Annotated in this window: 24 protein-coding genes; 15 read left to right on the top strand and 9 right to left on the bottom strand. The window is 59.9% G+C overall.

Annotated elements, in window-relative coordinates; genetic code table 11:
- Positions 1-98: 98 nt before the first annotated feature.
- From J5274_RS15465 to J5274_RS15445, 5 genes are all read left to right on the top strand, one after another.
- Positions 99-260: a hypothetical protein gene (locus J5274_RS15465; protein WP_162854782.1), complete on the top strand. Its 162-nt coding sequence runs from the start codon at positions 99-101 to the stop codon at positions 258-260.
- A gap of 145 nt (positions 261-405) precedes the next feature.
- A complete protein-coding gene (locus J5274_RS15460; RefSeq protein ID WP_142823260.1) occupies positions 406-756 on the top strand; it encodes a CAP-Gly domain protein in 351 nt (116 codons plus the stop codon).
- A gap of 95 nt (positions 757-851) precedes the next feature.
- Positions 852-1,283 (top strand): pyridoxamine 5'-phosphate oxidase family protein, encoded by a 432-nt coding sequence (locus J5274_RS15455; protein WP_142823259.1) that lies wholly within the window; start codon positions 852-854, stop codon positions 1,281-1,283.
- Positions 1,284-1,417: 134 nt separating this feature from the next.
- Positions 1,418-1,774, top strand: a complete 357-nt coding sequence (locus J5274_RS15450; protein ID WP_142823258.1) for a hypothetical protein — start codon at positions 1,418-1,420, stop codon at positions 1,772-1,774.
- A 257-nt stretch (positions 1,775-2,031) separates the two neighbouring features.
- Positions 2,032-2,736, top strand: coding sequence for a hypothetical protein (locus J5274_RS15445; RefSeq protein ID WP_142823257.1), 705 nt, complete (start codon positions 2,032-2,034; stop codon positions 2,734-2,736).
- Between the two features lie 6 nt (positions 2,737-2,742).
- On the opposite strand, the gene J5274_RS15440 is transcribed toward J5274_RS15445, so the two are convergent.
- From J5274_RS15440 to J5274_RS15425, 4 genes are all read right to left on the bottom strand, one after another.
- On the bottom strand, positions 2,743-3,453 hold the full coding sequence (locus J5274_RS15440; RefSeq protein WP_142823256.1) for a LuxR C-terminal-related transcriptional regulator: 711 nt from the start codon (positions 3,451-3,453) through the stop codon (positions 2,743-2,745).
- Positions 3,454-3,603: 150 nt separating this feature from the next.
- Positions 3,604-3,801 carry a hypothetical protein gene (locus J5274_RS15435; protein WP_142823255.1) on the bottom strand — a complete coding sequence of 66 codons (198 nt, stop codon included), beginning with the start codon at positions 3,799-3,801 and terminating at the stop codon, positions 3,604-3,606.
- A 289-nt stretch (positions 3,802-4,090) separates the two neighbouring features.
- Positions 4,091-4,387, bottom strand: a complete 297-nt coding sequence (locus tag J5274_RS15430) for a hypothetical protein (RefSeq protein WP_142823254.1) — start codon at positions 4,385-4,387, stop codon at positions 4,091-4,093.
- 87 nt (positions 4,388-4,474) lie between these two features.
- Positions 4,475-5,440: a polysaccharide lyase gene (locus J5274_RS15425; RefSeq protein ID WP_142823253.1), complete on the bottom strand. Its 966-nt coding sequence runs from the start codon at positions 5,438-5,440 to the stop codon at positions 4,475-4,477.
- Positions 5,441-5,595: 155 nt separating this feature from the next.
- Here J5274_RS15425 and J5274_RS15420 point away from each other — a divergent pair, with 155 nt between their 5' ends.
- The gene (locus J5274_RS15420) at positions 5,596-6,090 is read left to right on the top strand and encodes a heme-degrading domain-containing protein (RefSeq protein WP_142823252.1); all 495 of its coding nucleotides are present in this window, start codon (positions 5,596-5,598) and stop codon (positions 6,088-6,090) included.
- Positions 6,091-6,145: 55 nt separating this feature from the next.
- Here J5274_RS15420 and J5274_RS15415 read toward each other — a convergent pair whose 3' ends face one another.
- Positions 6,146-7,393 carry an AGE family epimerase/isomerase gene (locus tag J5274_RS15415; RefSeq protein WP_142823251.1) on the bottom strand — a complete coding sequence of 416 codons (1,248 nt, stop codon included), beginning with the start codon at positions 7,391-7,393 and terminating at the stop codon, positions 6,146-6,148.
- Positions 7,394-7,797: 404 nt separating this feature from the next.
- On the opposite strand from J5274_RS15415, the gene metH reads away from it, so the two are divergent.
- The 4 genes from metH (at position 7,798) to J5274_RS28800 (ending at position 12,392) form a co-directional block, all read left to right on the top strand.
- Positions 7,798-11,574, top strand: a complete 3,777-nt coding sequence (gene metH / locus J5274_RS15410) for a methionine synthase (protein WP_142823250.1) — start codon at positions 7,798-7,800, stop codon at positions 11,572-11,574.
- Positions 11,575-11,759: 185 nt separating this feature from the next.
- Positions 11,760-11,978: a type II toxin-antitoxin system Phd/YefM family antitoxin gene (locus J5274_RS15405; RefSeq protein ID WP_142823249.1), complete on the top strand. Its 219-nt coding sequence runs from the start codon at positions 11,760-11,762 to the stop codon at positions 11,976-11,978.
- Between the two features lie 11 nt (positions 11,979-11,989).
- Positions 11,990-12,175: a type II toxin-antitoxin system VapC family toxin gene (locus J5274_RS28805; protein ID WP_224127738.1), complete on the top strand. Its 186-nt coding sequence runs from the start codon at positions 11,990-11,992 to the stop codon at positions 12,173-12,175.
- A gap of 76 nt (positions 12,176-12,251) precedes the next feature.
- Positions 12,252-12,392 (top strand): hypothetical protein, encoded by a 141-nt coding sequence (locus tag J5274_RS28800; RefSeq protein ID WP_224127735.1) that lies wholly within the window; start codon positions 12,252-12,254, stop codon positions 12,390-12,392.
- Positions 12,393-12,395: 3 nt separating this feature from the next.
- On the opposite strand, the gene J5274_RS15395 is transcribed toward J5274_RS28800, so the two are convergent.
- Together J5274_RS15395 and J5274_RS15390 are read right to left on the bottom strand one after the other, a co-directional pair.
- Complete coding sequence (locus tag J5274_RS15395) at positions 12,396-13,160, bottom strand: GntR family transcriptional regulator (protein ID WP_142823248.1); 765 nt, start codon at positions 13,158-13,160, stop codon at positions 12,396-12,398.
- Positions 13,157-14,041, bottom strand: coding sequence for an N-acetylglucosamine kinase (locus tag J5274_RS15390; RefSeq protein ID WP_142823247.1), 885 nt, complete (start codon positions 14,039-14,041; stop codon positions 13,157-13,159). The genes J5274_RS15395 and J5274_RS15390 overlap by 4 nt, the downstream gene beginning before the upstream one ends.
- A gap of 470 nt (positions 14,042-14,511) precedes the next feature.
- Between J5274_RS15390 and J5274_RS15385 the strand changes: the two genes are divergently transcribed.
- The 5 genes from J5274_RS15385 to J5274_RS15365 all read left to right on the top strand — a co-directional run bounded on the left by J5274_RS15385 (position 14,512) and on the right by J5274_RS15365 (position 19,820).
- Complete coding sequence (locus tag J5274_RS15385) at positions 14,512-15,774, top strand: ABC transporter substrate-binding protein (protein ID WP_219274662.1); 1,263 nt, start codon at positions 14,512-14,514, stop codon at positions 15,772-15,774.
- 171 nt (positions 15,775-15,945) lie between these two features.
- Positions 15,946-16,899, top strand: coding sequence for a carbohydrate ABC transporter permease (locus J5274_RS15380; protein WP_142823245.1), 954 nt, complete (start codon positions 15,946-15,948; stop codon positions 16,897-16,899).
- Positions 16,900-16,909: 10 nt separating this feature from the next.
- Positions 16,910-17,749, top strand: a complete 840-nt coding sequence (locus J5274_RS15375; protein WP_142823244.1) for a carbohydrate ABC transporter permease — start codon at positions 16,910-16,912, stop codon at positions 17,747-17,749.
- Positions 17,746-18,810 carry a Gfo/Idh/MocA family protein gene (locus J5274_RS15370; protein ID WP_142823243.1) on the top strand — a complete coding sequence of 355 codons (1,065 nt, stop codon included), beginning with the start codon at positions 17,746-17,748 and terminating at the stop codon, positions 18,808-18,810. Before J5274_RS15375 ends, J5274_RS15370 begins: the two co-directional genes overlap by 4 nt.
- Before the next feature lie 11 nt (positions 18,811-18,821).
- Entirely contained in the window at positions 18,822-19,820 is a 999-nt protein-coding gene (locus J5274_RS15365; RefSeq protein ID WP_142823242.1) for an ABC transporter ATP-binding protein, read from the top strand.
- 399 nt (positions 19,821-20,219) lie between these two features.
- On the opposite strand, the gene J5274_RS15360 is transcribed toward J5274_RS15365, so the two are convergent.
- Positions 20,220-20,525 carry an NIPSNAP family protein gene (locus J5274_RS15360; protein ID WP_142823241.1) on the bottom strand — a complete coding sequence of 102 codons (306 nt, stop codon included), beginning with the start codon at positions 20,523-20,525 and terminating at the stop codon, positions 20,220-20,222.
- A 30-nt stretch (positions 20,526-20,555) separates the two neighbouring features.
- Entirely contained in the window at positions 20,556-21,899 is a 1,344-nt protein-coding gene (locus J5274_RS15355) for an MFS transporter (protein WP_142823240.1), read from the bottom strand.
- Positions 21,900-21,905: the final 6 nt, after the last annotated feature.

Genomic DNA, 21,905 nt, shown 5'->3' with positions numbered 1-21,905 from the left:
CGCCGCGCGCCAGACCTTAACAAGCTTTGCACAAGCCATGCCGCCTATGACTCTTCGAAGACGCCGGGATGTGACGCGGCGGGAAAAAGGACAATGATATGTCGAACGAAACAGAGACTTACCGCGACCCCAAGGATTCCACTGTCGCTCTTTTCCTGATGGACAATGATGCAGACAAACTGACGGACATTCTGGTCGCTGCTCTCAGCGAAGCCTTTCGTATTCTTGGCGAGGACGTCCCCTCCGACAGCATTCACTGATCGCCGACAGAGGCCAATTTTTAAGCGCAACGTTTGCGCCGGTCGGCAAAATGCCATAAATTATGCGATAAGGCTGTCAACTTGCAGCTGCGGTTTTCTTCACCGGCAGCACAAGGCGACGATAGTTTTCTTGCATGAGGATGAGATGAACGATTTTTACGTCGGCCAGAAAGTCGTCTGTATCGACGATAAGTTCAAGAACGTGTCGATCGACCAGCTGATCCGCAAGGACGAGATCTATACGATCCGCTGGGTTGGCATGTATTCGCACTACATCGACGGCGAATTTCTCGGCATCAAGGTAGCCGAGATCTTCCGTGGGGACGATGACGGTCCGGAAGGCTATGGCGCTGCCGACATGCCTTATCGCGCCTCCCGTTTCCGGCCACTGGTGGAAGACAAGATCAGCTCGCTGCGCAAGCTGCTGGCACCGACACCCGATGCCCCGGTCGAGCCCCAGAAGAAGGCGCCCGTCAAAAAGACCGAAAAAGTCTGAACCGACGGTAGATCGGTATTTAGAGCCTCCGACTGCCTGAACCTTCATCGCATGAACACGTTAGACGTGTTCATGCAACCTGGAGGACTGTCGGGATGAGCGAAATGACCTTGAAAGACCTGGCCGAAAAGATGCGCGATATCGATATCGCCATGCTGCTGACGCATGCCGAAAACGGTACGATTGCCGGGCGGCCGATGAGCAACAACGGCGATGTCGACTACGATGGCGACAGTTACTACTTCACCTGGGAAGAGGCCAAGATGGTCGCCGACATCGAGGCCAATCCAAAGGTGTCGCTGACATTTCAAGGCGAGAAGTCTTTCGCGGTCGCTGTCGAAGGCGAAGCAGCGCTGATCCGCGACAAGGCACGATTTGCCGAGCACTGGACGAGCGAGCTGGACGTCTGGTTCCAGGACGGTGTGGATACCCCGGGCGTTGTGATGATCCACGTCCATGCCGAACGCGTCCATTACTGGGACGGGGAGGATCAAGGCGAGGTTCAGGTTCCGGAGGACGATCAGTAGCCTCGTGAGGGACAATCGGGCGCAAACCTGCAGATTATACAACCTTACGTCTTGTCGGATGTTGCCTGCACCCTATGTCATTCCCATCGCGCTCCTTGAGAAATGAGCGGCGATAACGCCGAATTGGAGTACCGATGAAGAAAATTTTTACAGGTTTTGCTGCAGCAGCGCTTGCTGCGATGGTTGGCCTTTCCGGGGTTGCGCCGGCGTCTGCTGCGCCGCTGCCTGCCATGACAATGGCTGGTGGCTCTGACGTTACGACTGTCCAGTACAATCCCGATGCGCCACCGCCTCGTCGCATGAACCGCGATCGCCGCAGCCCACCCGGTTACCGCAACGATGAACGCCCTGGCTTCCGCCGCGGCCCTCCGCGCGATCGTCGCGGCAATTGGAACGGTTATCGTGGCTATGAGCAACGCCGTCCCGGCTATCGCCGCCACAGCGATGGCTTCTGGTATCCATCGGGTGCGTTCCGCATCCGGATCCAGTAATCGGTATCAGCTTCAGCGATTATAAAGGCGGCCTCAGGGTCGCCTTTTTTCGTGAATTTTACCGAATTTGGGCGTTGCTTGCCTCTCAATGGCGCCTGTCCGATCATCACAGTTTGCTAACCATCAACCGACGTGGGAGACACAACTTGACGTTGGCACGGTAAATCTACGGTGCCAATCGGCCGTCGCATTAAGATTTCGTCCATAGCATCCCAACAGAGCGCAACGAGACTGCTCGGGAAAAAAGGGGAATTGCAGTGTCTGACAAGAAGGCCGCCGAAAAGCTACAATACGGAAATCGCTTCGGAAACGACATCGTAAAGTTAGCGAATGCCTCCCTCAGCCTTGCCTCCCAATCTTCCGAATCCGAAATCGCAGCTGCGAAATACGCCCGATGGTTCAGCAACGGCGAGGTAATACCGGAGCCATCCGAGACGTCACGAGCGCGTTTCCGCAAGATCCTGCCGACAATGGACGCCATCGAGGTCGCGTCGGCGACGCGCGAAAACCTGTCGATCCTTGGGAACGACGCACATGATCTTTTTTCCGATCGACTGCCGGCCAACAACCGGATGAGGAAAGCGAACCGCTCCAGCGTGCTGCCTTCCATCCCCTATCTCGGCAGCTGCAAGTTCGGCGAAGTGGTGGTCGGCCAGTCGTCCGCGAGCTATTCGGTGCTGCAGCTTTTCATTGCCAATTTCGACGGGGAATTCGACACCTCCGCCGGTGCAAGCTTCTACAAGCCGAATAGTCGCGAGTTCGACCAGATGTTTTTTGGCGTGCATGTCGTGGTTGATCGGGACGGTAATCCGCTGGGTTTCGATCGCAAGCGCGGCGTCGACGGTATCGCATTCAAGACGAAGGATCTGAACAAGGCGCTTTACAATGTTGCCGCCGCTGCCACCGGTCTTTCGATGGAGCAACTGAAGGCACGGGCGCAGGCGGCCGCGCGCAAGAGGTAGGCCGCGCTAGTCTTCCCTTTGGCCCGCATCGATAATCCGGTCTTCCGCCATGCGGCGGTCCATGTGGATGGAGAAAAGCTTGGCGGTGAGATGGACGACGTTGCGCGCCTCATAGCGGATCTTCATCTTGTCGATCCGGTGCTCGATGGTCCGCTGAGACAAGCCAAGCTCCACGGCGATTTCCCTGGCGGTCTCGCCCTCCATCAGCAGTTGGATGATGACTTCGTCAACCGGGTCCAGCTTGGCGTCAACAGGTGCCTTGAAAAGGAAACGGCCTTCGGTGAACGATACGCACCATTCCGCCCGGCCGTTGGTTTTTTGAGGGATCAGCAAACGGTCGTAGCCGACATTGATGCCGGCGATTTTCGTCAGGACCAGATCGATCAAGGGCTTTCGCAGCGAAAGCGCGCGGCTGTAGTGGGGGATGACGGCGTCGAGGAGGTAGGTCCTGTCTGGCAGGTTCCTCAACGGACCGTCGGGAAACATCTTTTTCAGATTGAGAATGCGACTGTTGATCCCGTAGGGCTTGATGCGACGGAAATACCAGTCGAGAGGATCATCGCTTCTGGTGTCGATGAAGTTGAGCGACATCTTCAGAGACATGGTCTCGCTTATCGTGCCGCAGAACGTCTCCGGATCTTCTATCGGGCTGGTTGCATCCAGCCAGTTGTCGATCAGGGTCTGGGATATGGAATTGAAAGTCGATTTTGAAGTCATGCTAGGCTTACCGTAACGGCAAGCCCGCAGATTCGCATGGTTGATTTAACAATTATCAATCTGTCGCGTGGGTTGTTTTTTGCGACTGTTGCGCGAATATCTCACGTCAGGCCGAGACCCCGTGGTCCGACGTCGGTCAGCCCCTTAGGTTCATGCGTTGTGCAAAGCGCTGAGGAGATCTTCCTGCGTACGATGTCCCGCATGAAGGAGGTCGATTGCCCTGTTGGCCGCCGCAAGGCCGGCCTGGCTTGAAAGTTTAATTTCCCGTTCCGCACACCAAGCGTAGAGGGCACCGGCGAGAACATCGACTTCTTCGGAGCAGATCGGCGTCTGGATCAGCATGGTCATATCGCCCCCCTCTTGATGAAAGCACCCGCGATCAGGTGACGATCCCATAAAGCCGCGATTTTTCTAATATTCAAGCGAGACCGCACGGGGGTGTTAATATCCTCCGAAAACGGGACACCCCACCGTTCCGTAACGGTACATTACTGCTATTTGGAAGGCGCTGCTGCCCCGGACTGGGGCAGATCGGTCCCTGGAATTTCAGGGACTTTTGGGACGACGAGAAGCAGCACAGTCAGGATGACGGCCAGCCCGACCATGGCTGCGAGGATGATTTGTGCACGACGCGAGATCACTGGCGATTAAGCCTCGATGCTTCTATTGATGCGCTGATCAGTTCCTCGGCAAAGCCGAAGGCAGATTCTGCGTCCTCGCTGCCGAGCTTCAGTTCACCGCATTTCGCATGCATGGCGCGGCGAATTTCCTCCAGAAGAGCTTTGTCGACCTTCTGGTCGCCTTCACTGAGTGCATGGGTGAGGGCGCATTGGGCCAAGATCTCAAGCACCGCGAGGCGACCTTCGATTTCTCCCAGCGACGGGATTGCATTTTTCGCGCTATCGCGAGCACAGTCACGGGTTGTGTTAAGCATAGCTATCGCCTCCTGATGACAACTTTACTAAACGCACCATGCGCGCAATGGTTCGCTCCTCCAAACAATTTCGTCGCTATTTCGCCTTTAGTCTGCGGGACACAGCGATGCGTCGGCCAGAACATCCCTGCAGCGGGGCGAACGGCGGAAATCATCGTAATACATGGTCCATTCAGTAGTGTCCGCGTCGCGATAAGGGCCGAACTTGAAATACTGGTTCCTGCCGAGACCCTTGTCCGCGTGGCCGATATGTCCCTTTACGGTGACAATCCATTTATCGTTGGCAAAAATCTCGATGCGGCCGGTGCCGTCTGGTCCAGGCTGCGTGTAGATGGCGAAATCGATCCAGCCTGAACCGGGCGTCGGCAGTTTGTTGCCACGATCGGTGATGGTCATCGCATCCGTGCAACTGGTGAACTCACCGCCGTCGCTCTTGGTCCAGGTGGCGTCTGTCGCGACGAGGGCACGCATCTGGTTGGTGTCGGGGCGGTACCAGACAGGCGTCTGGCCGGAAGCGCAGGATCCGGGTTTCACGCTTGGCGCACCCGACGGCGGCGCGACGTAGTTCGTCTCGACAGTCGCAAACAGCTTGCCGTTGTTGAGGCGCAGGGCGAGGAAGGGGCTGAAGTCGCCCTTGGCCTCCGGGCCGATCTCGCGCTTCCACTGGGCAATCAGGTAACGATGGTCTCCTGATGGTATCGGATCGGCGAACTTGACCGCAAATCCGTACCAGACGCCTTGATCATAGGGGACGCGATATTTGGTTTTCTCCCAGATCTCGGCGCGTTCGCTGCAATTTTCTTTGCCGGCTGCGCAATTCGGCTTGATGGTGAGTTTCAACGCGCCGCCGCCGCTTCGGCTCACCGCGGACTGGAACTGGTAGGTGCCTGCCTTCTGCTCGGCGTTATTGCGATAGTAGAGGTGACCGGCCGGGGCGAAATCTTTCCCGTCGAAGCCGTCGCGCAGCACTTGCTGGCCACCGTCTTCGGCCCGGGCGCTGGCAATCCGCGAGATCGCGGTCAGGATGGCCAGAAAGATGATCTTGGCGCGCATTAAGTCGGGGCTCCGGCATATTTCGATTGTCGCATCATTGACGTGAACGCAGCGCCTCGGCAAGGGGCGGTGATTGGACAATCGAAGACAAGCCGGTGGACAAACAGCGCGCTTGGGGCTTGATTGCGTTCAGAGAAGACGAGGGAGTTCCGACAATGACCATTGACCACGATCTCAGCCGCATTGCCGTGCAGGAAGAAGTGCTGCGCTTCGACTCTTTCGATTTCTCCACCGCCTGGGTTCTCGGCAATCTGCTGCACGATCTGGCGCGCGAGCGCAATCTCGGCGTGGCCATCGACATCACCCTGCATTCGATGCCGGTATTCTACGTGGCGCTTGCCGGCTCGACGCCGGATAACGCCAACTGGATCCGCCGCAAGCGGGCGATGGTTCTCCGCTATTTCCGCAGCAGCTATGCCAGCGGTCTTGAATTGAAGAAAGCCGGCAAGACTGTCGAGAACAACGGACTGTCGGCGGCCGACTACGCGCCGCATGGCGGCAGCTTCCCGATCCACGTCATCGGCACAGGCTGCATCGGTGCCGTCACCGTCTCCGGCCTGCCACAGCGCGACGACCACAATCTGGTGGTCGAGGCGCTGGCACTGACGCTCGGGCATGAATTGCACAATCTCAGCCTGGCGACGGAATAGCCACACGAGAATGCGGCGCGGGATGGCATCGCCCCGCGCCGTCATCGGATAGCGATCAGAGCCTGCCGCTGGCTTCCGATATCACCCTGGTCAAGCTGCCGGTCGCCGGAAATAGCGGGATCAGGCAGGCCTGCAGGGCGTGGTAGATATCTCCCTTGCCGCTAAACAGTGTGTGGGCAGGGGCCAGATCTTCCGTCAGTTCCTCATGCCAGCCGCCGTTCTGACGGTCTATAAACGCCTTGCCGATGATACCCCAGATCTTGCGATAGCTCTGCTCGTGGAAGTCATCAGGCAGATGCGCGTTGAGATAGTGGGCAGCGCCGGCTCCTTCGCAGGCCGGCCACCACAGCTTGTTGCGCTTGGCCGGTACATCCTCCCAATCGAGCGTGTAGAAAAAGCCACCGATCTCCTTGTCCCAGCCCAGCGACATCGACTGCGCAAACAGGTGGCGAGCCGCTTCCGGCATCCAGTCGTGGCGCTTGCCGCCCAGCGTCCAGAGCTGCAGCACGAGGCGTGCCCACTCCAGCCAGTGGCCGGGCGTCGTGCCGGACGGGCGGAACATCTCGTTGCCGCGATAGGTCTTGTCGAGCTGCCACTGGGCATCGAAATGCTCGGGCACGCGGAAGCCGACAGCGCCTGCCTGCCGCCGGATGATGAGGTCGGCGATACGTTCGGCCTTGTCGAGGTATGACCTGTCGCCCGTCGCCTCGAACGCTGCCATCAGCGCCTCGGTCAGATGCATATTGGAGTTCTGGCCATGGTAGTCACCGATCGGTGACCAATCCTGATTGAACTCTTCGGCGATGGCGCCGTGGCTGTCTTCCCAGAATTTCTCGTCGATTATTTTCGTTATGTCGGCGAGCATCTCGTCTGCCAGCGGATGGCCGACGGTCTTTGCCGATGATGCGGCGAGCAGCACGAAGGCGTGGCCGTAACCCTGCTTGCTGGCATCGACGGGACCGTCATTGTTGACAGTCCAGAAGTAGCCGCCGTGGGTCTTGTCGCGGTGATGATGCCAGAGGTAGCTCATGCCGTGGTCGATGATCTCGTCGGCCCCGGGCCGCCCCAGCAGGCTGGCGATCGAAAAGCAGTGGACCATGCGGGCGGACGAATGAATGCCGCGCACCGAGTTATCGGCACCGAGCGGCTTGCCCGCATCGTCCATGTCGTAAAACCCGCCCTTCGGATTGACGGCGCGATACTGGAAGAAATCGAACAAGCCGTTGGCCTGATCGAGCAGCCAGCGGCGATGATAGTCGCGGTTGCTCCAGTTTCCCAGCGTGGCGGGTTCAGCTGCGATCAAAAGTGTTTCCTCCGGGAGTCTTTATAAATGCCAAGCGCGGTGCGCGCCCTTGGCCGGGATTCTTAGTGTCAGTGATCCGACAAGAACAGAGCTGCGGCGTCAAGTGCGTTGCGCGCACTCGAGTGCTTGTCGGTGGATCGCTGAAAAACGTGGTGCAGGCTGCATAGATATCAAGCCGCACCTCACCACTCTTGCCCTCTGCGGGTGCAGTATGTTTTGCGACGACCGATGCGCCAGCAACCAAGACCGAAGTCCGGTAATCGCGGGCGCACCTGCATGTTTTTTGCCGTTCGGCAAAAAGAGCGGCTATATTGCAAATCACTATGATCGACCGCATATATTGACATAAAGATATCTTTATGTGATTGAATGCGGAGTCGCAGTCGGGTCGAGGGAGTATGCTGGTGTTTGACGATCTTTTTGGTCCGGAAGCGGCGAAGCGGGACGGCAGCGATGTGTTCGCGGCGCTTAAGCAGGCAGCCAGCGAGCGCATTCTGGTGCTCGATGGTGCCATGGGCACGCAGATTCAGGGGCTTGGCTTCGACGAGGAGCAGTTCCGCGGCGACCGCTTCATCGGCTGCGCCTGTCACCAGCAGGGCAATAACGACCTTCTGATCCTCAGCCAGCCCGACGCCATCGAGGAAATCCACTATCGCTACGCCATGGCCGGCGCCGACATCCTGGAAACCAACACGTTTTCCTCGACGCGCATCGCCCAGGCCGACTACGAGATGGAAGGCGCTGTCTACGATCTCAACAAGGAGGGTGCACGCGTCGTGCGCCGGGCTGCCATCCGTGCCGAGCGGGAAGACGGCCGTCGCCGCTTTGTCGCCGGCGCCATCGGCCCAACAAACCGTACGGCATCGATCTCGCCCGACGTCAACAATCCCGGTTTCCGCGCCGTCTCCTTCGACGAGTTGCGCATTGCGTATGGCGAGCAGATCGATGGGTTGATCGATGGCGGCGCCGACATCATCCTGATCGAAACCATTTTCGACACGCTGAATGCCAAGGCCGCGATCTTCGCCTGCGAGGAGCGATTTATCGCCAAGGGCGTCCGCCTGCCGGTTATGATCTCCGGCACCATAACCGACCTTTCCGGCCGTACCCTTTCGGGCCAGACGCCATCGGCGTTCTGGAACGCGGTTCGCCATTCCAATCCGTTCACCATCGGCCTTAACTGCGCGCTCGGTGCCAATGCCATGCGGCCGCATTTGCAGGAGCTGTCAGGGGCTGCCGACACGCTGATCTGCGCCTACCCGAATGCCGGCCTACCAAACGAATTCGGCCAGTACGACGAGACGCCCGAGATGATGGCGGCGCAGATCGAGGGCTTTGCAGCCGAGGGTTTGGTCAACATCGTTGGCGGCTGCTGCGGCTCGACGCCGGACCATATCCGCGCCATCGCCGAAGCCGTGTCGAAATACAAGCCGCGCGCCATCCCCGAACATCGTCCCTTCATGTCGCTGTCGGGTCTCGAGCCGTTCCAACTCACCAAGGATATTCCGTTCGTCAACGTCGGCGAGCGCACCAATGTCACCGGTTCGGCGAAATTCCGCAAGCTTATCACCAATGCCGACTACAACGCGGCCCTGGCTGTCGCTCGCGACCAGGTCGAAGCCGGCGCTCAGGTGATCGACATCAACATGGATGAAGGCCTGATCGATTCCGAGAAGGCGATGGTCGAGTTCCTGAACCTGATCGCAGCCGAGCCGGATATCGCTCGCGTGCCTGTCATGATCGACTCGTCGAAATGGTCGATCATCGAGGCCGGCCTGAAATGCGTCCAGGGCAAGTCGATCGTCAACTCGATCTCGCTGAAGGAAGGCGAGGAGAAGTTCCTCGAGCAGGCACGGCTGGTACATGCCTATGGTGCCGCGGTCGTCGTCATGGCGTTCGACGAGACCGGCCAGGCCGACACCTACCAGCGCAAGGTCGATATCTGCACCCGCGCCTACAAGATCCTGACCGAACAGGCGGGCATCTTACCCGAGGATATCATCTTCGATCCGAATGTCTTTGCCGTCGCCACGGGCATCGAGGAGCATAACAATTACGGCGTCGATTTCATCGAGGCGACGCGGACCATCCGGCAGACCATGCCACTGGTGCATATCTCCGGCGGTGTCTCGAACCTGTCATTCTCGTTCCGCGGCAACGATACGGTGCGCGAGGCGATGCACTCTGTCTTCCTCTATCACGCCATCCAGGCGGGGATGGACATGGGCATCGTCAATGCCGGCCAACTGGTCGTCTATGACACCATCGATCCTGTTCTGCGCGAGGCCTGCGAGGACGTGGTTCTCAACCGCCGCCCTGACGGCACGGAGCGGCTGCTCGAGGTCGCCGAGCGCTATCGCGGAACCGGCGTGCGCGAAGCCCGTGTACAGGATATGTCCTGGCGCGAGCTCCCGGTTGAAAAGCGCATAGAGCACGCGCTGGTTAACGGCGTGACCGAATTTATCGAGGCCGACACCGAGGAGGCGCGCCAGGGTGTCGAGCGACCGCTGCACGTCATCGAAGGCCCCCTGATGTCCGGCATGAACGTCGTCGGCGACCTGTTCGGCTCGGGCAAGATGTTCCTGCCGCAGGTGGTCAAATCCGCTCGCGTCATGAAGCAGGCCGTCGCCGTATTGCTGCCCTACATGGAGGCTGAAAAGCTGGCCAATGGCGGCAACGGCGAGCGCGAGGCGGCCGGCAAGGTGCTGATGGCGACGGTCAAGGGCGACGTTCACGATATCGGCAAGAACATCGTCGGCGTCGTGCTTGCCTGCAACAACTACGACATCATCGACCTCGGCGTCATGGTGCCGGCGGCGAAGATCCTTGAGACAGCAATCCGCGAGAAGGTCGACATCATCGGCCTGTCCGGCCTGATCACCCCGTCGCTCGACGAAATGGTGCATGTCGCGGCAGAGATGGAGCGCCAAGGCTTCAATATTCCCCTGCTGATCGGCGGAGCGACTACAAGCCGCGTTCATACGGCGGTGAAGATCCATCCGGGCTATTCCTCTGGCCAGGCGGTCTACGTCACCGATGCGTCGCGCGCAGTCGGCGTCGTCTCGGCGCTGTTGTCGCCTGAGGGCAAGAAAAATTATGTCGACACCATCCGCGAGGAATACGCCAAGGTTGCGGCAGCGCATGCCCGCAACGAACTGGAAAAGGTCCGCCTGCCGCTTTCCCGTGCCCGCGAAAATCCTGAGAAGCTCGACTGGTCGGCCTATACCCCAAAGACGCCGTCGTTCTTCGGCACCAAGATCTTCGAGGACTATGATCTGGCCGAACTGGCGCAATACATCGACTGGACACCGTTCTTCCAGACCTGGGAGCTGAAGGGCCGCTATCCGGCCATTCTCGAGGACGAAAAGCAGGGCGAGGCGGCACGCGCACTGTTTGCTGACGCACAAGCGATGCTGAAGAAAATCATCGACGAAAAGTGGTTTCGTCCGCGCGCCGTCATTGGTTTCTGGCCAGCAGGTGCCGTCGGCGACGACATCAGGCTGTTTACCGACGAGACGCGGACTGCGGAGCTTGCGACTTTCTACACGCTTCGCCAACAGCTCTCGAAGCGCGATGGACGGCCGAATGTGGCGCTGTCGGATTTCGTGGCACCCGTCGACAGCGGCGCCGGGGATTACATCGGTGGCTTCGTGGTCACGGCTGGTGTCGAGGAAGTGGCGATTTCGGAACGCTTCGCCGGCGCCAACGACGACTACTCGTCGATCCTCGTCAAGGCGCTGGCCGACCGTTTCGCCGAAGCCTTTGCCGAGCGGATGCACGAGCGGGTGCGCCGCGAATTCTGGGGATATGCGACCGAAGAGACCCTGTCGCCCGAGGAGATGATCAGCGAGACCTATGCCGGTATCCGGCCGGCGCCGGGATATCCGGCCCAACCTGATCATACCGAGAAGGAAACGCTGTTCCGGCTGCTCGATGCGGAAGCGGCCACCGGCGTCAAGCTGACCGAGAGCTATGCCATGTGGCCGGGCTCGTCAGTGTCCGGCGTCTATATCGGCCACCCCGGCTCCTACTATTTCGGTGTCGCCAAAGTCGAGCGCGACCAGGTGCAGGATTATGCCGCCCGCAAGGGAATGCCGGTCGAGGAAGTCGAGCGCTGGCTCGGCCCGGTGCTCAACTACGTGCCGAACAAGCGCGAGGAAAAGATCGACGCTGCCGCCTGATCGGCGTGTCTTTGCAAGCGGTTAGGGCTAGACGCTGGCGATTTGATTCACGTTCATGCGGCCGGAAGGTGATTCACCTTTCGGCCGTAAGTGTTTGATCAGGCAGCACATAGCGCTCGATTGAAAATGGATGGTGATGCGTTTGCCCCGATGTTATTTTGGCTAACTTAGCTAAGGGCCAGAAGATGCAAGTCACCGTCCACGCCGCAAAGACCAATCTGTCCAAGCTCATTGATGCTGCGCTTTCCGGGGAAGAGGTTGTCATCGCCAAGGGCAGCAAGCCGGTTGTGAAGCTTGTGCCCATCGAGCGGCGGTCGTTCAAGATAGGCATCCTCAAAGGCAAGTTGACAGGCGATGCTCCGGATTTTCTCACCGACATGGATGAGGAAGAACTGGCGCTCTGAGAAGGCGCGCAGTGAGTTCATTCCTGCTCGACACCCATGTTTGGGCATGGTCGCTGACGGGCGACAAGCGGCTCTCACCGAGAGCGGTCGCAGTGATGGAGAAGGCCGAGCATATTTTCGTCAGCCCGAGCAGCCTGTTTGAAATCTGCCAAAAGGTCCGTATCGGCAAATGGCCGGAGATGGAGCCGTTTGTTTGAGGAACTTCCGGCGCTTCTCTAGCAGCAGGGCGGTGAAATCGCTGATATTACTCCTGCAATATGCGTCAATGCTTCGATGATGAACTGGGGCCACCGCGACCCCTTCGACCGGTTGCTTGCAGCAACGGCCATGGACAGTCGCATCGCGATCATCTCGGCAGACGTTGTTTTCGATGCTCTCGACGATCTCGGAGACTGGATCGCTCGCATCTGGTAAACATCAACCCGGCCCGATGGTCAGTTCCGCGACGAAATCGTAGGCGTCGCCGCGATAGAGCGAGCGGGTGAATTCGACTGCGCGGCCGGAGGCGAGATAGGAGATGCGCTCGATCGACAGGCCGGCTGCTCCAGCCGATACTCCGAGCAATTCCGCATCCGTCTCCTTCATGTTTGTCGCAGATATGCGCTGCACGGCGCGCACCGGCCGCACCTGACGCTTCTCAAGTTCGGCGTAAAGCGAGGCGGTAACGGTCGACGGGTCGGGCAGGAATTCGCCGGAGACGCTGGCGTGTTCGATCGCCAGCGGCTGGTCGTCGGCGATGCGCAGGCGGCTCAGGCGGGAAACCTTGGTGTCGGCGGCAAGGCCTAGGATCATCATCTCGTCGGGCGAGGGCGTGTGGATGCCCTTGTGCAGCCATTGCGATCGCGCCGTCATGCCGCGCCGGGCCATATCCTCGGTGAACGAGGTCAGCTGCGACAGCTTCTGCTCGACCTTGGAGACCGGCTTGCTGACGAAGGTACCGGAACCATGGCGCCGCACCAGCAGCCCGTCGGTCACCAGGTTGTCGATGGCCTTGCGCACGGTGACCCGACTGACGGCGGCATATTCGGCAATGTCGCGCTCCGGCGGCAGAGCGTCGCCCTGCTTCAACGTACCAGCCTTGAGGGCCTCCTCCAGCGTTCTGCGCAGCTTGACGTAGAGCGGCCCCGTGCCTGCTTCCTGCATGCGGGCGGGAGAGAAGATCAGGGTCAGGTCGCCGGTCATGCGCTGCGCCTTTCGTCTTGCCCGGCAAGGGCGACCGCAAACGACACGGCTCCCTGCAGCGCGTCACCGAGTGGATCGACAAGCAGCGCCTGATGCGCAGTGCTCAGCCACGCGCGATAGGCGAGAGCGAGGCCACCGAGCAGGCAGACAGTGTTGCAATCTGGCCAGAGCAGGGCATCGAGGCTGTTGTCGATGTCAGACGCCGCCTTGCGGACGATCCGGGTTGCGATGGCGTCGCCAGCAGCAGCGTGCTCGAAAACCTGAGGCGCATACCGGGCAAAATCCCCCGGCGTGGCACTATGCGCGAATTCCACGACGTCCTGCGGATTGTTGCGGAATGCGGCCATGACGATGCGCGTCAGCGGCGTTGCGGCGCAGACGCCGTCGTGGGCAAGCAGTGCCAGTTCGAGGAGGTCGCGGCCAAGCCTGGCGCCGCTGGCCTGGTCTCCGACGACAAACCCCCATCCGCCGATCTCGGTTACCTTGCCGTGACGTCTTGCGCCGTAGACGGAACCGGTGCCGAAGGAAGCGACAACGCCGTCCGAGGGTCCGAGTGCTCCCTGCAGGGCGATCAGCTGGTCGGTGACGACCTCGGCCTTGGCAAATGGCAGTGCTTCGCGGATGAGGCTACCGTGAGGGCCGACATTGGCGCCGGCAACGCCAAGCACGGCGGTGCTGCTTACGAGGCAGGATGGATCAATCCCGGCGTTCTCAAGGGCGCTGCGGCTGGAGGCAACGATGTTCTCAAGGGCCATCACGCGGTCCGACATGATGTTGGCAGGGCCAGCCTTGCCGCGCCCGAGAATTCTGCCGGTCGCATCTGCTACGGCGGCACGGCAACTCGTTCCGCCGCCGTCTATGCCGATTGCATACTTCGTCATGTGAGCCCCCGGATGCCGTCCGTTCCCGCGTTTTTCACTACCATACCAAAAAAATACCATTTACCAAGTGCGAAGATGATCTGCGCCGTTTGTTTTTATTCGATTGTTTTTGTTGTGAATTTTTCGTTTCCAGGATTTTTTGCGACGAAAAGGTTAAATTCAACTGGACAATTGGTATTTTTTTGGACTTAATTCCGACCAAGGGAACAGCATCGACGGACATCGGCGGAAGCGGCAAACAAAAATAGCCGGAGCGCCAGGCGGACGACAATATTCGTCAGCAGATGTCACGGCAAAGGGCGGATCGATTTCGATCCGTGCGGCGTGACGTTGTAGCGTTTTCCTGATTGATATGTATTCCTGCTGCGGTTTCATGCGGGGATATGGGTCGCCGCTGGCTTGAGCCGGCCGGTGCTCGTTTCAGATCGAAAACGGCGTCTTGAGACGCCAGGAACAGGAGAGGGAAAAAAATGACACAAAAAAAAATTTTGAAGGGCTTGCTGCTCGCATCCAGCCTTTTGAGCTCGGCCGGGTTCGTTCATGCGGCCGACGTCACTTTGAACGTCGAGAGCTGGCGCAATGACGACCTGTCGATCTGGCAGACAAAGATCATCCCGGCTTTCGAAGCCAAGAACCCGGGCATCAAGATCACTTTCTCGCCGACAGCACCGACCGAATACAACGCCTCGCTGAATGCCAAGCTCGATGCCGGTTCTGCGGGCGACATCATCACCTGCCGTCCGTTCGACGCTTCTCTGGACCTGTTCAACAAGAAGCACCTTGCCGACCTGACGACGCTGCCGGGCATGAGCAATTTCTCGCCGGTCGCCAAGGCTGCCTGGTCGACGGATGACGGCAAGTCGACCTTCTGCGTACCGATGGCGTCTGTCATCCATGGCTTCATCTACAACAAGGATGCCTTCGCGAAGCTCGGTATCTCCGTTCCGAAGACCACCGACGAGTTCTACGCCGCGCTCGACAAGATTAAGGCTGACGGTACCTATATCCCGATGGCCATGGGCACGAAGGACCTCTGGGAAGCCGCAACGATGGGCTACCAGAACATCGGTCCCAACTACTGGAAGGGCGAAGAAGGCCGAGTTGCGCTGATGGAAGGCAAGCAGAAGCTGACCGACGCCGACTGGGTCGAGCCTTTCAAGCAGCTGGCCAAGTGGAAGCCATACCTCGGCGACGGTTTCGAAGCCCAGACCTATGCCGACAGCCAGAACCTCTTCACTCTCGGCCGCGCCGCTATCTATCCGGCCGGCTCTTGGGAAATCGCGCTGTTCACAGCCCAAGCCCAGTTCAAGATGGGCGCTTTCCCGCCACCGGTTCCGAAGGCCGGCGACACGGGCTACATCTCGGATCATCCGGATATCGGCGTTGGCCTGAATGCCAAATCGGCGCATCCGGAAGAAGCCAAGAAGTTCCTGTCCTGGGTTGCCTCGTCGGAATTCGCCGACATCTACGCCAACTCGCTGCCGGGATTCTTCAGCCTGAACTCGACACCGGTGAAGATGAGCGATCCGCTGGCGCAGGAATTCGTCTCCTGGCGCGGTCCGTACAAGTCGACGGTTCGCTCGACCTACCAGATCCTGTCGCGTGGCACGCCTAACCTCGAGAACGAAACCTGGGTGGAATCGGCCAACGTCATCAACGGCACGGATACGCCGGAAGTTGCTGCCAAGAAGCTACAGACCGGCCTCGACAGCTGGTTCAAGCCTGCCAAGTAAGAAGTTTACCCTCCCCTTGAGGGGGAGGGTCGGCCCGACGGGCCGGGGTGGGGTGATCCTTGCGCGTGTGGCGTCACCCCCACCCGCAGCCTCGCTGCGACCTCCCCCCTCAAGGGGGAGGTACCGTGATCATGCTGTGCCCGCGCAAGCCCCAAGAAAACAGGCAAAGCCATGAGCGACATCACCACTTCAGCGGCCCTGCAGCCGGTTTCGATCAAGCGCCAGCGGCGCTGGCATATTCTCGTTTTCCTTTTTCCGGCGTTCCTGGTCTACACGGTGGTGATGATCCTGCCGCTGGTCGAGACCCTGCGGCAATCCTTTTACAATCTGGTCGACGGGCAGCTTACCTTCGTCGGCCTTGCCAACTTCAAGGTGCTGTTCGGCGATATCAGGTGGGCGCATGATTTCTGGAATGCGCTTCGCAACAACTTCATCTTCTTCGTCATCCACATGTGCGTGCAGAACCCGATCGGCGTGGCGCTGGCCGCCATGCTGTCGTTGCCGAAGCTTCGCTTCGTCACCTTCTACCGCACGGCAATCTTCCTGCCGACGCTGCTGTCCTTCGTCATTGTCGGCTTCATCTGGAAGCTGATCCTGTCGCCGCTCTGGGGCGTCACGCCGTGGATGATGGACCTCGTTGGCCTCAAGGCATTGTTCAGCCCGTGGCTCGGCAAACCGGGTTCGGCGCTGATCGCGGTCGCCCTGATCTCCGTCTGGCAATATGTCGGCATCCCGATGATGCTGATCTATGCGGCGCTGCTCAACATCCCAGAAGAAGTGATCGAAGCTGCGGAATGCGACGGCATTACCGGCTGGAGCCAGTTCTGGAAGATCAAGCTGCCGCTGGTGTTGCCGGCTATCGGGATCATCTCGATTCTCACTTTCGTTGGCAATTTCAACGCCTTCGACCTGGTTTATACAGTGCAGGGTGCGCTCGCCGGGCCTGATGGCTCGACCGATATTCTGGGCACGCTGCTCTATCGCACCTTCTTCGGCTTCCAGCTGCAGCTTGGCGACCGCTCCATGGGCGCAACGATCGCAACCGTCATGTTCCTGATCATCCTTGCCGGCGTCTCGTTCTACCTGTTCATCGTTCAGCGGCGCATCCGCCGCTACCAGTTCTGAGGCGGCACCGATGTCCAAGGCACGCTCATCCACCATCCGCACCGGTCTCGTCCATCTGGCCCTGATCAGCTACACGCTGATCGCCTTGTTTCCGGTCTTCCTGACCGTCATCAATTCGTTCAAGGATCGCGGCGCGATCTTTCGCGCGCCGATGATGGTGCCGACGCCGACCACCTTTAGCCTGATCGGCTACCAGACGGTCCTGGGGCAGGGCAATTTCGCCATGTATTTCCAGAACAGCTTTGTCGTCACCATCGTCTCGATCGTGCTGGTACTTTTGTTCGGCGCGATGGCGGCGTTTGCGCTCTCGGAATATCGCTTTCGCGGCAATATGGTCGTCGGGCTCTACATGGCGATCGGCATCATGATCCCCATCCGGCTCGGCACTGTCGCCATCCTGCAGGGGATGGTCGCCGCCGGTCTGGTCAACACGCTGACGGCACTGATCCTCGTCTATACGGCGCAAGGTCTGCCGCTGGCGATCTTCATCCTGTCCGAGTTCATGCGGACAGTCTCTGATGACCTTAAGAACGCCGGCCGCATCGATGGTCTGAACGAGTATGCGATTTTCATCCGGCTGGTATTGCCGCTGATCCGTCCGGCCATGGCGACCGTGGCCGTGTTCACGATGATACCGATCTGGAACGACCTGTGGTTCCCGCTGATCCTTGCGCCGAGCGAAGCGACCAAGACTGTCACCCTCGGCAGCCAGATCTTCATTGGCCAGTTCGTCACCAACTGGAATGCAGTTCTGGCGGCGCTATCGCTGGCCATTCTTCCGATCCTGGTCCTCTACGTCATCTTCTCGCGGCAGCTGATCCGCGGCATCACTGCGGGAGCGGTCAAATGAGCCTATCCGAAAAACCCATCCGCGTGCTTGTCGCCGGGCTTGGCAACATGGGCCGAAGCCATGCGCTCGCCTATCACAATAACGCAGGCTTCGAGATCGTCGGCCTCGTCAATCGCTCCAAGCCAGTGCTGGACGAAGCGTTGCACGGCTATACGATTCACGCCGACTTCCAGACCGCGCTGACAGAACTGAAGCCCGATCTCTGCTCGATCTGTACCTATTCCGACAGCCATGCCGACTATGCGGTCATGGCGTTCGAGGCCGGCTGCGACGTCTTCATTGAAAAGCCGCTGGCAACGACGGTTGCCGATGCCGAGCGCGTGGTTGCAGCCGCAAAGGCGGCGGGCAAGAAGCTCGTCATCGGCTATATCCTCCGCCATCATCCGTCTTGGATGCGGCTGATTGCCGAGGCCCGCAATCTTGGCGGTCCCTATGTCTTTCGCATGAACCTCAACCAGCAATCGAGCGGCCCGACCTGGGAAACCCACAAGGCTCTGATGCAGACGACTTCGCCGATCGTCGACTGCGGCGTGCACTATGTCGATGTCATGTGCCAGATCACCGATGCGAGGGCTGTCGAAGTGCGCGGCATGGGCCTGCGCCTGTCCAATGAGATCGCGCCGGATATGTACAACTACGGCCACCTTCAGGTGAAGTTCGAGGACGGCTCGGTCGGCTGGTATGAGGCCGGCTGGGGGCCGATGATTTCGGAGACGGCGTTCTTCGTGAAGGACGTGATGTCGCCGAATGGCGCCGTTTCGATCGTCATGGACCCGAACGCCAAGTCCGACGATATCGACACGCACACCAAGACATCGGTCATCCGGCTGCACAATGCCGAAACCGGCCCGGATGGCCGGTTCATCCTGCCTGATCGCGACCTGCATATGGATGGTGAGCCCGGGCATCAGGAACTCTGCGATTTCGAGCAGGCCTATGTGCTGAAAGCCATCATCGAGGATATCGACCTGACGCGGCACATGCACGATGCCGTGCAGTCGCTGCGCATCTGCCTTGCCGCGGACGAGAGCGTCCGGACCGGCAAGACCGTCACTTTGTAAGGATAAAAGCTTTGGGATCGCTTCAACTGAAATCCATCCGAAAGGCCTATGGCACCCATGAGGTGCTGAAGGGCATCGACCTCGAGGTCAAGGACGGCGAATTCGTCATCTTCGTCGGCCCGTCCGGCTGCGGCAAGTCGACCTTGCTGCGCAGCATCGCCGGCCTCGAGGACGTGACTGATGGAACGGTGATCATCAACGGAGTCGACGTCACCACGACCCCGCCGGCCAAGCGTGGCATCGCCATGGTGTTTCAATCCTACGCGCTTTACCCGCACCTGACGGTAAAGGACAATATGGGCCTTGGGCTGAAACAGGCGGGCACCCCGAAGGCCGCGATAGAGGAGCGGGTTGCCAAGGCATCCGGCATGCTCTCCCTCGAGCCCTATCTGGCCCGTCGTCCGGCGGAACTCTCCGGCGGCCAGCGCCAGCGCGTTGCCATCGGCCGTGCCATCGTCCGCGAACCGGCGCTTTTCCTGTTTGACGAGCCGCTGTCCAATCTCGATGCGGCGCTGCGCGTCCAGACGCGGCTCGAGATCGCCCGTCTTCACCGCAGCCTGAAGGCGACGATGATCTATGTTACCCACGACCAGGTCGAGGCCATGACGCTTGCCGACCGCATCGTCGTGCTGAATGCCGGAACCATCGAGCAGGTCGGCACCCCGATGGAGCTCTACAATCGCCCCGCCAACGTCTTCGTCGGCAGCTTCATCGGCTCGCCCCAGATGAACATGATCCCGGGCGCCAAGCTCGGCGAAAGCGCAAAAACCATCGGCGTCCGGCCCGAGCACATCACCCTGTCGCGCGAGAGCGGCACCTGGCCTGCCAAGGTCGTCCACGTCGAGCACCTCGGCGCCGACACTATCCTCTACCTCGAAACCGACCAGACCGGCCTGCTGACGGTCCGCCTCTTCGGCGAGCATCCCTATGCGCCGGACGAGACGGTTTTTGCCACACCAGACCCGGCCCACATGCACCGGTTCGGCGAGGACGACAAGGCGATGCGGTAGGGGGCGGATATTACACCAGTTTCCCTCGCTGTTACGCCCTCCGACGCGATACCGTGCGCGACGCGGAACCGGGGGCAGATGCATCGTTTCGGCAAGGATGAACGTGCAGCCCGTTAGGCGATGAATTTCATTTTCAGGCCACACGGTTTCCCTCTTTCCTGTGCTCGTCACAGGAATCCAGCCACCGCGCGTCTGCGCGGTGAGAGGACTCTCCGCAGTTTTGTAAAAAAGTCTATTGCGTCTAAGGACTTGGCGTACAGGATTCCTGTGACGAGCACCCGAATGCGGGAAGTAGGGTGGTACTTGTTCCCACTTCCATACCCTCGCAAGGCGCGAGCCTGGCTAGGTGACCGGAGTTCGTGGCTATCGGCATCAGCTTCATCGCCAGCCCCGCAGTCGCTACCCCAACACCGGCCGCATGAAGCTGCGTTCGTAGCTGATGATACTGCGGTTTTTCGCCTCAAGTTCGAGCGTCGCCTGGCATTCTGCGTCTGCGGCCATGCTGTTGCGGTAGGCTTCGTAGGCTGTGAAGCTCGGGAAGGAGAAGAGTGCCACGGCGACGTTGCTGGCGCCTTCGGAGGGCAGGAAGTAGCCGTGATGGGTGCCGCCCATGCGGTTGACGATGGGGATCCACCGCCGTGCATAGTCCTCGAATTCCGCAATCTTGTAGGCGTCGATGATGTAGCGGAGGTGGCAGGTGATCATTGGCTGTCTCCGGACGGTCGTTGAAGGTGTCTAGGAACCTGCTGCCAGCCGCGTCGTCAGTTCCTCGATGCCGGCTTGCGCTTCGATCTCATCGCCCTTGGCCATCAGGTAGAGCCCGAGGCAGAAGGCGAGGGCGGCGATGAAGAGGAGGTAATAGGCATGCGCCATCGGATTGATGGCCAGCAGCGTGCTGACCGCGATGGGCGTGAGGCCGCCGAAGATCGCGTAGGCGACATTGTAGGAGAAGGACAGGCCGGTGAAGCGGACGCGGGCCGGGAAGGCGCGGACCATGACATAGGGAACGGCGCCGACGAGGCCGACAGACAGTCCCATCACCGCGTAGAGGATGAACATGACTGTCAGGGAGGTGGCGGCGTAGCTGTAGAAGACGAAGGTGGCGGCGCCGAAGAACAGGCTGGCGACGGTGAAGAATTTACCGGAGCCGATACGGTCGACAATGGCGCCGGCGGCTGCCGTGCCGACGATCAGGAAGAGCGTGCCGAAGCTGGTGGCGGCCAGCGATTGCTGGGCGGTGTAGTGGTAGAGCTTCTGCAGGAAGGTGGCGGTCATCAGCGTGGTGACGATGATGCCGGCCGACAGGATCCAGGTCAGCAGCATCGAGATGACAATGCCCCTCGGATAGTCGCGCAGCACCGCTTTCAGCGGCAGTTCCGATACCAGCGCCCGGCTTTTCTTCATATCGGCAAAGATTGGCGTTTCGTGCAGCCAGCGGCGCAGGTAGACGGCGATCAGGCCGAAGATGCCACCGATCAGGAAGGGGATGCGCCAGGCATATGAGGCGACTTCATCAGGAGTAAAGACCGTGTTGATGATAGCGGCGATGAACGAGCCGAGCAGGATGCCCAGCGTCAGGCCGGAGCAGAGGAAGCCGCAGGCAAAGCCGACGCGACGGAAGGGAACGTGCTCGGCGACGAAAGTCCAGGCGCCCGGCACTTCGCCGCCGATGGCAGCCCCCTGCAGGATACGCAGGCAGACGAGTAGGATGGGAGCGGCAATGCCGATGGATGCATAGGTGGGCATGGCGGCCATGCCGAGCGTCGACAGCGCCATCAGCAGCAGCGAGAAGGCGAACACTCGCTTGCGACCGTATAGATCGCCGAAATGGGCGAGCACGATGCCGCCAATGGGGCGTACCAGATAGCCGGCTGCGAAGATGCCGAATGTCTGGATCAGCACCAGCCAGTCGGGCAGGTCGGGCGGGAAGAACAGCTTGCCGATGACGGTGGCGAAAAAGACGAAGATGATGAAATCGTAGAATTCCAGCGCACCGCCGAGGGCTGCGAGGCCCAGCGTTCGAAAATCCTGGGCGGTCAGGCGGCGGGGCGCCGCTGCTGGCGTCATCATGGGGGACATGGCAAT

Origin of the sequence: Rhizobium sp. L51/94 (genome assembly GCF_019355555.1) — a bacterium.
GTDB lineage: Bacteria > Pseudomonadota > Alphaproteobacteria > Rhizobiales > Rhizobiaceae > Rhizobium > Rhizobium rhododendri.
Note: the sequence above shows the minus strand (reverse complement) of the source record. Positions and strands in the feature narration are given on the sequence as shown.

Bases quoted from the DNA above. Each gene is read 5' to 3' on its own strand.
- J5274_RS15375 (WP_142823244.1), top strand. From the start codon at position 16,910: ATGTCCAAGGCACGCTCATCCACCATCCGCACCGGTCTCGTCCATCTG.
- J5274_RS15390 (WP_142823247.1), bottom strand. From the start codon at position 14,041: ATGACGAAGTATGCAATCGGCATAGACGGCGGCGGAACGAGTTGCCGT.
- J5274_RS15380 (WP_142823245.1), top strand. From the start codon at position 15,946: ATGAGCGACATCACCACTTCAGCGGCCCTGCAGCCGGTTTCGATCAAG.
- J5274_RS15465 (WP_162854782.1), top strand. From the start codon at position 99: ATGTCGAACGAAACAGAGACTTACCGCGACCCCAAGGATTCCACTGTC.
- J5274_RS15455 (WP_142823259.1), top strand. From the start codon at position 852: ATGAGCGAAATGACCTTGAAAGACCTGGCCGAAAAGATGCGCGATATC.
- J5274_RS28800 (WP_224127735.1), top strand. From the start codon at position 12,252: ATGATGAACTGGGGCCACCGCGACCCCTTCGACCGGTTGCTTGCAGCA.
- J5274_RS15450 (WP_142823258.1), top strand. From the start codon at position 1,418: ATGAAGAAAATTTTTACAGGTTTTGCTGCAGCAGCGCTTGCTGCGATG.
- J5274_RS15360 (WP_142823241.1), bottom strand. From the start codon at position 20,525: ATGATCACCTGCCACCTCCGCTACATCATCGACGCCTACAAGATTGCG.
- J5274_RS15355 (WP_142823240.1), bottom strand. From the start codon at position 21,899: ATGTCCCCCATGATGACGCCAGCAGCGGCGCCCCGCCGCCTGACCGCC.
- J5274_RS15395 (WP_142823248.1), bottom strand. From the start codon at position 13,160: ATGACCGGCGACCTGACCCTGATCTTCTCTCCCGCCCGCATGCAGGAA.
- J5274_RS15430 (WP_142823254.1), bottom strand. From the start codon at position 4,387: ATGCTTAACACAACCCGTGACTGTGCTCGCGATAGCGCGAAAAATGCA.
- J5274_RS15460 (WP_142823260.1), top strand. From the start codon at position 406: ATGAACGATTTTTACGTCGGCCAGAAAGTCGTCTGTATCGACGATAAG.
- J5274_RS15405 (WP_142823249.1), top strand. From the start codon at position 11,760: ATGCAAGTCACCGTCCACGCCGCAAAGACCAATCTGTCCAAGCTCATT.
- J5274_RS15440 (WP_142823256.1), bottom strand. From the start codon at position 3,453: ATGACTTCAAAATCGACTTTCAATTCCATATCCCAGACCCTGATCGAC.
- J5274_RS15420 (WP_142823252.1), top strand. From the start codon at position 5,596: ATGACCATTGACCACGATCTCAGCCGCATTGCCGTGCAGGAAGAAGTG.
- J5274_RS15425 (WP_142823253.1), bottom strand. From the start codon at position 5,440: ATGCGCGCCAAGATCATCTTTCTGGCCATCCTGACCGCGATCTCGCGG.
- J5274_RS15435 (WP_142823255.1), bottom strand. From the start codon at position 3,801: ATGACCATGCTGATCCAGACGCCGATCTGCTCCGAAGAAGTCGATGTT.
- J5274_RS15385 (WP_219274662.1), top strand. From the start codon at position 14,512: ATGACACAAAAAAAAATTTTGAAGGGCTTGCTGCTCGCATCCAGCCTT.
- J5274_RS15370 (WP_142823243.1), top strand. From the start codon at position 17,746: ATGAGCCTATCCGAAAAACCCATCCGCGTGCTTGTCGCCGGGCTTGGC.